At 73.4% G+C, this 12,964-nt stretch carries 10 protein-coding genes; 2 read left to right on the forward strand and 8 right to left on the reverse strand.

The features are described from left to right. Window positions 1-3 precede the first annotated feature (3 nt). Window positions 4-984, forward strand: a complete 981-nt coding sequence (locus ACQPYD_RS01410; protein ID WP_433699427.1) for an alpha-ketoacid dehydrogenase subunit beta — start codon at window positions 4-6, stop codon at window positions 982-984. A gap of 21 nt (window positions 985-1,005) precedes the next feature. Further along, the gene (locus ACQPYD_RS01415; protein ID WP_433699428.1) at window positions 1,006-2,421 is read left to right on the forward strand and encodes a dihydrolipoamide acetyltransferase family protein; all 1,416 of its coding nucleotides are present in this window, start codon (window positions 1,006-1,008) and stop codon (window positions 2,419-2,421) included. A 311-nt stretch (window positions 2,422-2,732) separates the two neighbouring features. Here the strand turns inward: ACQPYD_RS01415 and ACQPYD_RS01420 are convergent, their stop codons facing one another. The 8 genes from ACQPYD_RS01420 to ACQPYD_RS01455 form a co-directional block, all read right to left on the reverse strand. Beyond that, window positions 2,733-4,640 (reverse strand): serine hydrolase domain-containing protein, encoded by a 1,908-nt coding sequence (locus ACQPYD_RS01420; protein WP_433699429.1) that lies wholly within the window; start codon window positions 4,638-4,640, stop codon window positions 2,733-2,735. Window positions 4,641-4,751: 111 nt separating this feature from the next. Further along, window positions 4,752-5,681, reverse strand: coding sequence for an AEC family transporter (locus ACQPYD_RS01425; RefSeq protein ID WP_267947608.1), 930 nt, complete (start codon window positions 5,679-5,681; stop codon window positions 4,752-4,754). Window positions 5,682-5,828: 147 nt separating this feature from the next. Beyond that, window positions 5,829-8,291 carry a serine/threonine protein kinase gene (locus tag ACQPYD_RS01430; protein ID WP_433699430.1) on the reverse strand — a complete coding sequence of 821 codons (2,463 nt, stop codon included), beginning with the start codon at window positions 8,289-8,291 and terminating at the stop codon, window positions 5,829-5,831. Window positions 8,292-8,387: 96 nt separating this feature from the next. Further along, window positions 8,388-8,744 carry a hypothetical protein gene (locus ACQPYD_RS01435; protein ID WP_433699431.1) on the reverse strand — a complete coding sequence of 119 codons (357 nt, stop codon included), beginning with the start codon at window positions 8,742-8,744 and terminating at the stop codon, window positions 8,388-8,390. A gap of 14 nt (window positions 8,745-8,758) precedes the next feature. Next, window positions 8,759-9,052 (reverse strand): WXG100 family type VII secretion target, encoded by a 294-nt coding sequence (locus ACQPYD_RS01440; protein ID WP_267947611.1) that lies wholly within the window; start codon window positions 9,050-9,052, stop codon window positions 8,759-8,761. A 46-nt stretch (window positions 9,053-9,098) separates the two neighbouring features. Then, complete coding sequence (locus ACQPYD_RS01445) at window positions 9,099-9,434, reverse strand: hypothetical protein (protein ID WP_433699432.1); 336 nt, start codon at window positions 9,432-9,434, stop codon at window positions 9,099-9,101. A 331-nt stretch (window positions 9,435-9,765) separates the two neighbouring features. Continuing rightward, complete coding sequence (locus tag ACQPYD_RS01450; RefSeq protein ID WP_433699433.1) at window positions 9,766-10,362, reverse strand: hypothetical protein; 597 nt, start codon at window positions 10,360-10,362, stop codon at window positions 9,766-9,768. Next, window positions 10,359-12,887 (reverse strand): hypothetical protein, encoded by a 2,529-nt coding sequence (locus ACQPYD_RS01455; RefSeq protein ID WP_433699434.1) that lies wholly within the window; start codon window positions 12,885-12,887, stop codon window positions 10,359-10,361. The genes ACQPYD_RS01450 and ACQPYD_RS01455 overlap by 4 nt, the downstream gene beginning before the upstream one ends. Window positions 12,888-12,964 lie beyond the last annotated feature (77 nt).

Genomic DNA, 12,964 nt, shown 5'->3' on the forward strand with positions numbered 1-12,964 from the left:
GCCATGGGAACCAGCCTCACGATCGGCAAGGCCATCAACGCGGGCCTGCGCGCGTCCATGGAGCACGACCCCAAGGTCCTCGTCATGGGCGAGGACGTCGGCAGGCTCGGCGGCGTCTTCCGGGTCACCGACGGCCTGTACAAGGACTTCGGCGCCGACCGGGTCATCGACACCCCGCTCGCCGAGTCCGGCATCGTCGGCACCGCGATCGGCATGGCCATGCGCGGCTACCGCCCCGTGGTCGAGATCCAGTTCGACGGGTTCTTCTTCCCGGCGGCGAACCAGACCTTCACCCAGCTGGCCAAGATGCGCAGGCGCTCGGCGGGCAAGCTCAGCATGCCCGTGGTCATGCGGATCCCCTACGGCGGCGGCATCGGCGCCGTCGAGCACCACAGCGAGTCCCCGGAGGCGTACTTCACGCACACCTCCGGCCTGCGCGTGGTCACGGTGGCCAACCCCGAGGACGCCTACTGGATGATCCAGCAGGCCGTCCGCTCCGACGACCCGGTCATCTTCCTGGAGCCCAAGCGGCGCTACTACGAGAAGTCCGAGGTCGACACCGGGGCCTCCATCGCCGAGGCCGCCCCCATGGGCGCCGCGCGCGTGGCCCGGCCCGGCACCGACGTGACCCTGCTCGCCTACGGCCCGATGGTCAAGACCGCGCTCCAGGCGGCCGAGGCGGACACCGAGCACTCCATCGAGGTCATCGACCTGCGCTCCCTCTCCCCGGTGGACTACCCGACCGTGGTCGAGTCGGTGCGCCGGACCGGGCGCCTGGTCGTCGCCCACGAGGCGGTCCTCACCGGCGGCCCCGGCGCGGAGATCGCGGCCCGCGTCACGGAGGAGTGCTTCTACCACCTGGAATCGCCGGTCATCCGCGTCGCCGCCTTCGACACCCCCTACCCGCAGTCGCGTCTGGAGGAGTACTACCTCCCGGACCTCGACAGGGTTCTGGACGGGGTCGACCGGGCGTTCGCGTACTAGGGATCGGGGAAACCGAAGCACATGGCGATTCAGAAGAGTGCGCCCGCCGTCGACGGCGTGCAGTCGTTCAGGCTGCCCGACGTCGGCGAGGGCCTGATCGAGGCCGAACTCCTCAGCTGGTACGTCAAGCCGGGTGACGAGATCAAGGTCAACCAGATGATCTGCGAGATCGAGACGGCCAAGGCGGTCGTCGAGCTGCCGAGCCCGTTCGCGGGCACGGTCCGGGAGCTGCTGGCCGAGGAGGGCCAGACGGTGGACGTCGGCGCGGTGATCATCACCGTGGACGACGGCACAGGCGGCTCCGCGTCCGGCGCCGGCCCCGGTGAGGAGGAGGGCGAGGACACGGAGGCGCGGGAGAAGCCGCTGGTCGGCTACGGCGAGAAGGCGGCCTCCACGCAGCGCCGCGCCCGCCGCCGCCCGGCCCCGTCCGCACCGTCGTCACCGCCCGTCCCGCCGTCGGCGGCGCCTCCGGCGCCCGCCCCCGCCGTGGTCGCGGTCCCCGCGGCCCCGGCCCCGGCCCCGGCGTCCGGCCCCGCGGGCCGTCCGCTGGCCAAGCCCCCGGTGCGCAAGCTCGCCAAGGACCTCGGAGTGGACCTCGGGTCGGTCGCGCCCACCGGCGACGGCGGGATCGTCACCCGTGACGACGTCCGCGCCGCGGCCGAGGCCGCCCTGGCCCCGGCACAGGCCGAGCCGCAGCCGGAGGCCGCGCCGGCGGCCCCCGCGGACCGGTCGGCCCGCGAGCGGCGCATCCCCGTCAAGGGGGTGCGCAAGCACACGGCCGCGGCGATGGTCGGCAGCGCGTTCACGGCGCCGCACGTCACCGAGTTCCTCCAGGTGGACGTCACGAAGACGATGAAGGCGGTCGCGCGCCTGCGGGCGCGGCCCGACTTCGCCGACGTGCGCGTGTCGCCGCTGCTGCTGGTCGCCAAGGCGCTCCTCATGGCGGTCCGCCGCCACCCGGAGATCAACGCCACCTGGGACGGCGACAACCAGGAGATCGTGGTCAAGGACTACGTCAACCTGGGGATCGCGGCCGCCACCGAGCGCGGACTGGTGGTGCCCAACGTCAAGGACGCCGACGCCATGACGCTGCCCGAGTTGGCGGCGGGGCTCAAACGGCTGACGGACACGGCGCGGGCGGGGAAGACCAGTCCGGCCGACATGTCCGGCGGCACCATCACCATCACCAACGTCGGCGTGTTCGGCGTGGACGCGGGCACCCCGATCCTCAACCCGGGCGAGGCCGCGATCCTCGCCTTCGGCCAGATCCGGGACATGCCGTGGGTGCACAAGGGCGAGCTCAAGATCCGCAAGGTGACGACGCTGTCGCTGTCCTTCGACCACCGCCTGGTCGACGGAGAGCTGGGCTCCAAGGTGCTGCGCGACATCGGCACCGCGCTGGAGGACCCCGAGCTGACCGCCCTGGCCTGGGGGTAGGCCCCGTCCCGGTCGGCGCCCGACCCGGCCCCGGCCGGCTCGGGCGCCCGCGTGACCGGGCGGACGGGGCCGCTCCTCCGGGGACCGGGGAGCCGTGGCCGGGCGCCCGGCCACGGACGGGAGGGACCGCGGCCACACGGCAGAGGTGAGGGGCCGGTGCGCGAGCGCACCGGCCCCTTCCCGCGAGGAGGGCCCGTCCCCCAAGGGGGAGGGGGCGGGCCCGCACCGTCAGTATTCCCCCGGGAGCCCCGCCGACACGCGGGATTCCGGTGACCGGGCCCCGGTCCGGCCGCCGCGCGACCCCGAGCGGGTCAGGACAGCCCCCACACGAAGCCGTACTGGGCGCCCACCGCGACGAACACGGCGGCGGCCACCGCGACCAGGGAGAGGTGGACCCGCCCGGCCGTGCTCAGCCGCCCCCGCGCCCAGGCGGTCGCGGCCACGGCGGCGGTGGCCAGGGTCAGCGGGACGGCGGCGGCCAGGGGCGCGGTCAGCATGAGGGACCCCCCGAAGACCCACTCCTCCACCTTGTGGGGGGCGACGAACAGCCCGTACGCGAGGATCCCGACGCCGGTGTAGCAGGCCAGGGCGGTCAGCGACCCCAGCACCCGGGCGGCGACGGTGAACCGGTCGCGGGCCCGCCGGAACTGGACGAACGCGGTGAACAGGACCAGCAGGGAGGCCGCCGCGGCCACGCCGTGCGTGAGGGGGCTCGTCAGGAACGAGGTCCGCTCGTAGACCTGTGTGGGGTTGGAGCCTGTGGCGAGGGCGACGACCTCGCCGTCCTCCTCCAGGAAGACCAGCTCGTCCTCGCCGTTCTCCGCGACGAAGCGGCCCTCCCCCGCGGGGAGCCAGCGGTCGTCGAGGACCATCCCGCCGCCGACCGAGAGCGTCCCGTCCCCGCCGTCCCGCACGACCAGGTTGTCGAGGAGGACGGTGAGCTGGGCGGGCCCGCTCCCGGCGCGCCGACTGGTGATGTAGCTGCCGGTGTACGGGCCGAGGTCGGCCCCCGGGTCGGCCTCGCCGGACGGCAGGGCCTGCGGGGCGAACGTCTCGGAGAACGCGGAGGCCACGGCCATGCGCAGGTCCAGCAGCGGGTTGGCCTGTGTCTCCGGCGAGGTGTCGTCGCCGTTGACGGCGACGAACAGGCCCGCGCCGATGGCGGGGACCAGTGTGTAGGCGGTGTGCATGCCCACCAGGTCCCCGCCGTGGCCGACGACGGGGGAGTCCCCGCCGCGCCACTGGTACGTGCCGTAGCCGATCGATGCCAGCTCGGGGTGGACCTCGAACTGCCGGTCCGTCATCAGCGCGGGGACGCTCTCCGGCAGGACCCGTTCGCCGTCGAGCTCACCCCCGCCGAGCATGGCCAGCATGAACCGGGCCATGTCGTCGGTCGTGGCGAGGGCGGCGCCGGCGGGGGTCGCGGACACGTGCAGGTCCTCGGGGACCGAGCCGTCCGCCAGGTGGAACGCGGGCAGGTCGAGGGACCCCCGGGCCTCGTGGACCTGGACGAACCCGCTGTCCTCCATGCCGAGCGGCCCGAGGACGGCCTGCTCCACGAACTCGTCGAAGGGGACCCCGCTCACCTCCTGGGCGATGAACCCGGCCAGCCCCGACCCGTGGTTGGAGTAGGCGGGGAACCGGCCGGGCTCGTTGAGCTGTTCCGGCTCCCTGGTGCGGGCGACCCCGTCCAGGGTGAGGTGCGCGGCGGTGTCGCTCGCGAACGGGATGTCGACCAGCTCCTCGAAGCCGGCGGTGTGGGTGAGCAGGTGGTGCATGGTGATGCCGTCGGTGGCGAGCCGGGCGTCCTCGGGCAGGTAGGCGTTGACGTCCTCGTGGAGGTCGATCTCCCCGCTGTCCACCAGGGTGAGGACCGCCGCGGCCGTCAGGGACTTGGAGACCGAGGCGAGGGGGAAGACCTGGGCGGTGTGGTCGAGCGGGGTCCGCTCGGCCAGGTCGGAGTAGCCGTGGGAGGCGGAGGCCAGCTGCTCCCCGCCGCCGACGACGGTGACGGCCACCCCGGGGGCGCCGTGCTCCTCCAGGAGTTCGGCGACACGGGTGTCGACGAACTCCCGGGCGCTCTCGGCGGTCAGCGGGACGGGCTCGGCGGCGGGAACGGCTCCGACCGCGGCGGCGGCGGGGACCGCGCCGGGCAGGAGCGCGGCGGCGATCATCAGGGGCGCGGCCAGAAGGGGGAGGGCGCGGGGGACTCGTTGCATGTGTGCTCCCGTGAGGTGGTCTTCCTACCCCTCGAACCTAGGTTTCCGGGCTCCCGGGAACACTGGTGCGTCCGGGCGTTCCCGTACTACAGCCAGCACCACCGAGGAGGGTCAACCGAGCAGGAACGCGACCGTGACCAGGACGGGGACGGTGAGGAAGGTGGACAGCAGCACCACTTCGCGCACCATGTTCTCGCCGACCCCGTACTGGACCGAGTACGTGAACACGTTCTGGGCGGTGGGCAGGGACGCCAGCACCACCACGGCGAAGAGCGACGGCCCGGTCAGCCCGAACGCCAGGGCGCCCAGGGCCCACGCGGTCAGGGGCAGGACCACCGACTTCAGGACGACCCCGAACAGGACCTTCGCCCTGTCGGGTCCCCGGCCCGGCACGCCCCCGCCGTGCAGGGAGATGCCGAACGCCAGCAGCATCGCCGGGACCGCCATGCCGCCGAGGAGCTCGAAGGGCTCCAGCAGGGGCGCGGGCGGCTCCCAGCCGGACAGGGACAGCAGCACGCCCGCGAGGGAGGCGATCACCACCGGGTTCCGGAAGGGGGTGCCCAGCGCGCGGCGGAGCACCGGGCCGAACCCGCGGACCTCGCCCCGGCTCAGGTCCATGACGGTGAGTGCCACCGGGGCCAGGAAGAGGAGCTGCATGAGCAGGATGGGCGCGACCAGCGAGGCGTCGTCGAGGACGTACGCGGCGATGGGGATGCCCAGGTTCCCCGCGTTCACGTAGACGGCGGACAGGGTGCCGACGGTGGTCAGACCGACGCCCCAGCGCCGTACCGCGCCCACGGCGATGAAGAGGACGGAGACCAGGGCGACGCTGAGCGCGCTGACCAGGACCGGACCGGAGGCGAGGAGGGACAGGTCGGTGTCGGCCAGGATGGTGAACATCAGCGCGGGGCCGGCCACGAAGAAGGCCAGCTTGCTGAGGACCTCCTTGGCCCCTGGACCCAGGATGGGCAGACGTCCCAACATGTAGCCGATGACGACGATGCTGGCGATGACGCCGAACCCGATGATGACCCCGGACAAGGGACGGCTCCCAGAGTAGACGCGCGGCTGAAGTCAGCAAACGCTATCCGAGGACGTTCTCGCCCGGTATGCCCCCCGTCACAGACGGACGGTCGGGCAGGGCGGCACGGCGCCGCCGGACCCGCCGCCCCGGTCGGGACGGAGGGGTCAGTCGGCGGCCCCGGGACTGGGCGAGGGCGACGGCTCGGCCTCCTCCTCCGCCTCCCGCTCCTCCTCCTCGCGCTGCCGCTCCTCCTCTTCCTCCTCCAGGCGTTCGGCCTCCGCCCGGTCCGCGGCGCGGGTCGTGCACACCTCGTCGGAGGGGGCGGACGCGCCGTCCACGGCGACCACGGTGAAGCAGTACTCGACGGCGGTGACGGCCGTGACGACCTGGGCGGACACCACGCCGGGGCCGGTCCTGGCCAGGGTGGCCGGGGGGTGGTCCTGCGGGCCGCCCAACACGAAGAACGAGGCGGTGCCCCCGCTGTTGTCCGTCCAGGTCAGCTCGACGGAACCGTAGTTGTCGGACAACAGCACCTGTGACGGCGCGGAGACCTCCGGCGGGGCCTCGGGCGCGACGACCTCGTCCGCGGCGGGGTCCCCGGCCGGGGCCTCCGGCTCGGGCTCCTCGGCCGCGGCCGTCACCACGGGCTCCTCGGGGCCGGTCGCGGCGAACACGCCGGAGACGCTGGTGGCGAGCAGGATGCCGCAGACGGTGACGCCGATGTGGAGGTGGCGGCGCCAGCGCGCCTGGACCCGGTCCCCGTCCTGCGCGGGGGACCACACGGGGACGTCGTCCTTGTCGTCCGGTGTCCGGTCCACGGGGAGGAAGGAGGACTCGGCGGTGCCGGTCCACCCCTCCAGCCGGGACCAGGCGCGCAGCGGGGAGATCTCCTCGCCGCGCATCTTGGCCATCATGATCTCGGCCGTGCCGCCGGCGTCGAGGGCCGGAAGCCTGCTCCCCTCCAGGCCGGTGGGGCGGCGCAGCGGCGCCCGCCGCTCCCGCGGGGGCGGCGGGCCGGCCGGGGGCCGGGCGCCGCCCGGAGGCGTGCCGGGCGGGCCCGCGGCCGGCGAGGGGGCGGCGGGGAGCGCCGCCGGTCCGTGCTGGGCGGCCGGCGGGGCCTGGGGTCCGGAGGGCGCGTGATGGGTCGGCGGGGCCCCGGGGGGTGTCCGGGGGCCGGTGGGCGCACCGTGGGGGACCTGCGGGCCGGACGGCGCGTACGCGGGGTACGGGGGCTGTCCGGGGTCGGCCTGCGGCGCCCGGGGGCCGGTGGGCGGGGCGTGGGGTCCGGAGGGCGCGCGGTGGGCCGACGGGTCGTCGGGGGGCCAGGCGGCCTCAGGAGGGGCCTGGGGCCCGGAGGACGCACCGTGGGGGACCTGCGGGCCGGACGGCGCCGCCGGGGGCGTCCACGGCCCCGAGGGCGCGGAATAGGGGTTCTGTGCTCCGCTGGGCGCGGAGAGGGGCGCACGCGGTCCCGTGGCGGGGGCCGGGGGGCCGGGCGGCGGCGCCTCGGGGCCCGTGGGCGGGGCCGGGTCCGTCCCGGGGGAGGCGTGGGGTGCCTGCCGCGCGCCGTGGGAACCCTGCGGACCGGTGTACGGGTCCGCGGGGGCGTGCGGAGGGGTGTTCGGCCCAGTGGCCCACGGGGCCGCCGGAGCGTGCGAGGCCTGGGGGCCGCTGGGGAACCACTGCGCGGCCGGGGACTGCGGTCCCGACAGGGGCGCCTGGGGCCCGGTCGCCGGGGCGGGCGCCCCGCCCACCGGTTCCCGCGTACCCGGGAAGGGGGCCTGGCCGCCGGTGGAACCGGCCGACGCCGCGGCGGACCGGGCCGTGCGCGCCTGCTCGAACGCCGCGGCGAACGCCGACGCGTTCGGGAAGCGCTCCTCGGGGAGCTTGGCCAGGGCACGGGTGAGCACACCGCGCAGCTTGCGGGAGACGTCCGGCCGGGGGACCGGGCTCGGCTCCTCCGAGAGGGCACGCTCCGCGTACGTCCGGGCGTCGAACGGGCCGCCGTCCGTCGGAGAGAACGGCGCGTGCCCGGCGAGCATCGTCCAGACCGTGGAGGCCAGCTGGTAGACGTCGGTCGCGGGCGTGCGGGCCTCGCCGCGCAGCACTTCCGGCGCCGCGTGCAGGAAGGCCTCCGTGCCGGGGGCGGGCGGGGGCAGGGCCTCACCGGACCTCCGGACCGAGCCGAAACCGGTCAGGACCGGCGTCCGTCCCGCCCGGAGGATGTTCCCCGGACAGACGTCGTTGTGCAGGAGGCCCCGCCCGTGCATCGACCCCAGCGCCGCCGCCGCGCCACGGGCGACGGCCGCGGCCTCCTGCACCGGCGCGGGCCCCCTGCGGACGAGCATGTCGCCGAAGGAGCCGTCCGCGTAGAACGGCAGGACCACGAACACGTCACCGTCGGCGGTGGTCCCCGCGTCCAGCAGCGGCACCACGCCGGGGACCCCGGCGAGGTCGCGGAGCTGGTTCAGCTCGGCGCGGCCCAGGGCCTCGGGGAGGACCTTGAGGACGACGTCGGCACCGCTGGTGGAGCGCGTCGCCCGGATGATCCGGGCGCGCCGCCCCTGGTGGAGCAGTGCGGACGTGTCGTACCCGGGTGCCCAGGGGGCGTGCTCGGAGCCGGACACGGGAGAGCGACCCCCTTGTGGCGTTCGTGGTGGAGGATCCCCTCCGCCTCTCGGGCGGTGGGGGAGTGGGCCCCGAGGGCACCGGTGTCACGGGTGCTACGGGATCGGGGACACGTCGGTGAGGGGGCTCTGGACCATCTGCTGACGGGTGGTGTTGCCCCACCCGCGTTCCTCGTTGACCTCCTGCTGCCGGCCGAAGGCCCCGATGAGGGCGATGACCCCGCAGATCAGCGCGACCAGGATCAGCCCGCCGATCACCGCGGGCCACACCTGCTGCCTGCGGCGCCAGTAGCGGCTCGACCCGTACAGCAGCGCCGACCGCAGCTGCCGGTGCCGCAGGGCGTCCGCCTGGAGGACGTACTTCTCCTCGTTGGGCGTGTAGTGGAACGCCTCGGGGAGCTGCGGGTCCGGATCGGAGGAGGCCGGCGGGGACGTCGGGGTCGGGGAGGACATCGCCGCTCAGCCTACTAGAACAGGCCGTCGAGGTACTTGGTCAGCCGACCGTAGTTGTCCGCGGTGTTGCTGGTGGCCGCGATCACCTTCGCGAAGGCCGAGTTGACCTCGGAGAACTGGGTGTCGAACTCCGACGCCTTGGCCTGGAACTGGGCGCTGCCGGAGCCCTCCCACTGGCTGACCGTCGACTCCGACTGCTCGTTGATCTGGCTCATGATCGCGGAGAAGCGGCCCAGGTGGGCCTGCTGGTCCTCGGCCAGGCCCTGGAGGCCGGCGACGTCGCCGTACACGTCGAACTGGGAACCCATGGGGGAAAGCCTTTCTGGAGGGAGGAGCGGGGAGAGGTGCGGGGGCTCAGGCGTTGACCGGGCGGCTGAGGCCGCCGAGGTCGTTCCCGGCCTGCGAGTACTCGGCGCTGGAGTCCGTGTCGGTGACGTTGAACTCCTGCTGGCCCTCGTTGAGCCTGATGCCGTTCTGGCTGCACCAGGTCATGAGCTCGTCGAAGCGCTCGGTCAGCTGTTCGCGGGCCATGCGGAAGTCGGTGAGCGCCTGGCCCTGGAGGGAGTCGGCGTCGTTGACCATGTCCTGGATGAGCTGGTTCATCTGGGTGCGGAGGCCGTCGGACTCCTGCCCGAGCTGCTCACCGCCGGTGGAGAGGCTGTTGACGTTTTCAAGACCGACGTGCGACATCTGGACCTTTCCGGAAAGTCGGGTGGGGGCTCGCCCTCCGGCCCCTGTTCGCACGGGGATGCGTGTGGCCACAGGAGGAAGGGGAGGATACGGACGATAGTAAGGATCTCACCTCTCGGTCAACGGAGGCGCGCGTCTCGTGACCTCGGGCGGCGTGCAGGAAGACCCGGCTCTCGCGGGTCCCGGCGGCCCGGCGCCGCATCGAGCCACCCCGGACGGGGGTTTCCCGGCCTCCCGTCCCGGGCCGTCCGGGAGCGGAGGCGGATGCGGCTGGCCGCTTCCGGCCATGTGCGGGGCCGCGCCGACGCGTCCGGCCGCGATCCGGACGGTGTCACCCGGTCGCCCCGGAGCCGCAGTCGACGTGGTCGGCGATGCTCTCCAGGTACTCCTCCTGCGTGTCGAAGGCCCCCTCGTGGGTGTCCAGGTAGGCGTGCACGAAGTCGCGGCCGGCGACGGCCGCGCCGCCGCACCAGGTGACGTCGTTCTCCCACAGGAGCGCGTCCATGGCGTTGTCGACACCGCCGGGCCGGACGCCCTGCTCCCCGAGGTGGTCGGCGACGGTCCACCCGGCGGGGTCGGTCTCCACCCGGAACCCCGGGCCGTCCTCGACCACGGCCCCGCCCTCCAGGAGGGCGCTCCTGGTGTCCTCCGAGGCCTCCCCGAGGATCTCGGCCGGGTCGCCCTCCGCGAACATGCGCTCCAAGGTGAGGATCCTGACCTGGCGCCTGACCCATTCCTCGTCCGCCCGGGGCTCGCCGCCCTCCTGTGGGGAGGCCGCGGGACCGGCCTCCGGCTCCTCGGGGCCGCCGGCCTGCCGGACGAGGAGGACCGCGGCCACGAGCAGCACGGCGACCCCGGCGACGGCGGCCAGGGCGAGGGCGGCCCGCCTCCTGCGTTTTCCGGAAGACCTCGCGGGCTCTCCGGTCATTTCCCCTCCTCGCGCTTGCCCTCGGCCTGGATCAGGTCGTAGCGGGCGTTGTACGGTCCCGAGAACTCGTTGTAGAAGACGTTCCCGTTGTCCTGCTCCCTGTTCGACGGGTCGATCTGGGTGCTGTTCAGAGCGCCGTGCAGGGCGTTGACCACGTCGGACCTGCCGCCGCCCGGCTCGTCGGTGACGTCCCACCCGGTGGAGTCCGTCCGGACGGTGACGGAGCCGTCGTCCCCGTAGGAGACCACCCCGTACTCCTCCAGGACGTCGAGGTGCTCCCGGCTCGGAGGGGTCACGACGGAGTCGCTGCCCGAGGACATGACGTAGCTCAGGAACTCGGCCTGCTGGTCGACCCGGCGGATCTCCTCGTCCTCGTTCCTGGGCACCTTCGGCGTGATATCGATGTCGGTCTCCACCAGCTGTTGCACGATCGCGTCGGCCCCCAGGTCCAGCCCCCGGTTGATGGCGGCGCCGACGACGGGGATCTTCTCCGCCAGGTTGCCGCCCTCCTCCAGCGCGAACGTGTAGAGCTGCTCCTTGCGTTCCCGGGCCGCGTCCAGGTCGCCGGTGCGGTCCTCGACCTCCATCTCCAGGCCGAGGTCGATGAGGGAGTACAGGCTGGCCGCGCCCGGGGCCGTCAGGTCGGTGTCGCCCGTGCCCAGGTACAGCTCGATCTGGGCCTGTTCGTAGGCCATGGCCGAGTTGACGGCCCGCATCGCGGAGCCGTCGTCGCCCATCAGGTACTGCATGTACGCGGCGCGCTCCTGGACGCCGATGTTGAACGCCCCGGTCTCCGGGTTGTAGTCCGTGACGCCGGTGAGGAGCGCGTTGCCCTCCTCGGAGGACTTGATCTCGCTCGCCGCGAAGCTGAACAGGTAGGAGTCGAAGACGTCGGCGAACCTGTCGGCGAGGGCGGGGTTGAACTCGGTGAAGGACGCGTCCTCGCTGTCGCCCACGTCCACGCCGGTGTCCGTGAGGGCCTGCTGCATCTCGGGGGTGGTGACCATGCCGATGAACCCGGAGGCGGCCTCGCCCGCCCGGTTCCGCACGTCCTCGTCCTCGCTCAGGGAGTCCGCCGAGATCCAGTCGATCAGCCCCGACGCGGCCTCGCCGTGGTCGTGCCACTCGTAGGTGAGCAGCCCCTGGACGGCGTCCCGGCGGAACTTGTCGGGGTAGTCGGCGCCGGTCTCCGGCGCCGGGGACGGGTGCTCCCCGGTGAGCACGTAGTGGTTCGCGTCCTCGTTGCGGGTGCCCACGTCGGCCAGCACGGCGAGGTCCTCGGACATCACGTAGCCCCCCTCCCCGGCCGAACCCCAGAAGTAGTTGTAGGAGCCCGCCGACATGGTCAGGTTGGTGGAGAGGGTGTAGCCGGCCCCGAGGTCCCCGTCGGTGTGCCGGAGCAGGGACGTGAGCGCCTCCACGTCGTCCTTGTAGGTGACGAGCGCGTAGACAGGCTCGTCCGGGTCCGTCGTGAGGAAGGGGCCCTCGGCGGCCCTGCGCACGCTCTCGGGGAGGGACTCGTAGCCCCCGCCCAGCTCCGGGTCGGAGAGGGCGAGCAGACCGTCGCCCAGCGTCCCGAGGGCGTGTTCGCGCTCCTCCCCGGTCATGTGGCCGCCCTCCATCCAGCCGGGGACGGAGAGGACGCCCGTGTACGGACCGCCGCCCTCCAGCTCGAGCTGGGCGTAGAACGCCTCCAGGAAGTCGACCTCCTCCTCCCGCAGTTCGCCGCCGTCGTTCTGGGCGTTGCGGGCGTTGGTGCCGATCATGCTCATGACCAGCATCAGCTCGTGGTAGCGGTCGTCGAGGGGCTTGTCGCCCGACCAGTACGGGGCCAGCTCCGACGCCGCCTCCTCCGCCGAGTCGGGGGTCAGCTCGAAGTCGGACTCCAGGGAGAGGTACTTGCCGGGGTCGAGGTTGGCGTACGCCATGTCGGCGTAGCCGCCGTCGATGAGCTTCTGGACGTTCTCGGCCGTCGGCCCGCCCCGCAGCATCCCGAGGATCTCCAGGGCGTTCTCCTCGTGCGCGTCCCAGTTGGCCCGCTCGCGCCCCTGGACCTCCTCCAGGTAGCCGCTGAGCTCGTCGTACAGCTCCCGGCACTTCCTGGCGTCGGAGTCGAACCAGTGGTCCGGCGTCGGGGACTCGGCGGTGATCACCGTCCCCCGGTATTCGTCGGGGACCTGGGACACCTTGGAGGCGACCGCCTCGTCCCAGTCGTCCCACATGGCGTCGCGCTTGTCCCAGAACTCCTTGACGTGGTCCGCCCACATTTCGTTCACGTCGATGGCGAACCGGAGGTTGACGGCGGCGTCCACCCACTGCTGGTAGTTCTCGGCGCCGAGGGACGTGATGTCCCAGCCGACGATGTCGGTGAAGTGGGAGGCGGCCGAGTCGAAGCCGCCCTCCAGGTCGTCCGCCCTGCCCAGGAGGCGCGCCTCCAGGGTGACGAGGTCCTCGCTCACCGGACGGATCCGGCTCTCGAACGACTCGATGGAGCGGGGCGAGAAGAACAGCTGGAATGAGGCCATGGTCTTCCTAGAGGGGGAGGAGCGGGGGTCCGGTGGCGGGGCCGGGCCGTGCCGGAGGACCGGGCGGGGCGCCGGAG

The organism is Nocardiopsis sp. CA-288880, assembly GCF_050955985.1.
GTDB lineage: Bacteria > Actinomycetota > Actinomycetes > Streptosporangiales > Streptosporangiaceae > Nocardiopsis > Nocardiopsis tropica.

Bases quoted from the DNA above. Each gene is read 5' to 3' on its own strand.
- ACQPYD_RS01410 (WP_433699427.1), top strand. From the start codon at position 4: ATGGGAACCAGCCTCACGATCGGCAAGGCCATCAACGCGGGCCTGCGC.
- ACQPYD_RS01415 (WP_433699428.1), top strand. From the start codon at position 1,006: ATGGCGATTCAGAAGAGTGCGCCCGCCGTCGACGGCGTGCAGTCGTTC.
- ACQPYD_RS01420 (WP_433699429.1), bottom strand. From the start codon at position 4,640: ATGCAACGAGTCCCCCGCGCCCTCCCCCTTCTGGCCGCGCCCCTGATG.
- ACQPYD_RS01435 (WP_433699431.1), bottom strand. From the start codon at position 8,744: ATGTCCTCCCCGACCCCGACGTCCCCGCCGGCCTCCTCCGATCCGGAC.
- ACQPYD_RS01440 (WP_267947611.1), bottom strand. From the start codon at position 9,052: ATGGGTTCCCAGTTCGACGTGTACGGCGACGTCGCCGGCCTCCAGGGC.
- ACQPYD_RS01445 (WP_433699432.1), bottom strand. From the start codon at position 9,434: ATGTCGCACGTCGGTCTTGAAAACGTCAACAGCCTCTCCACCGGCGGT.
- ACQPYD_RS01450 (WP_433699433.1), bottom strand. From the start codon at position 10,362: ATGACCGGAGAGCCCGCGAGGTCTTCCGGAAAACGCAGGAGGCGGGCC.
- ACQPYD_RS01455 (WP_433699434.1), bottom strand. From the start codon at position 12,887: ATGGCCTCATTCCAGCTGTTCTTCTCGCCCCGCTCCATCGAGTCGTTC.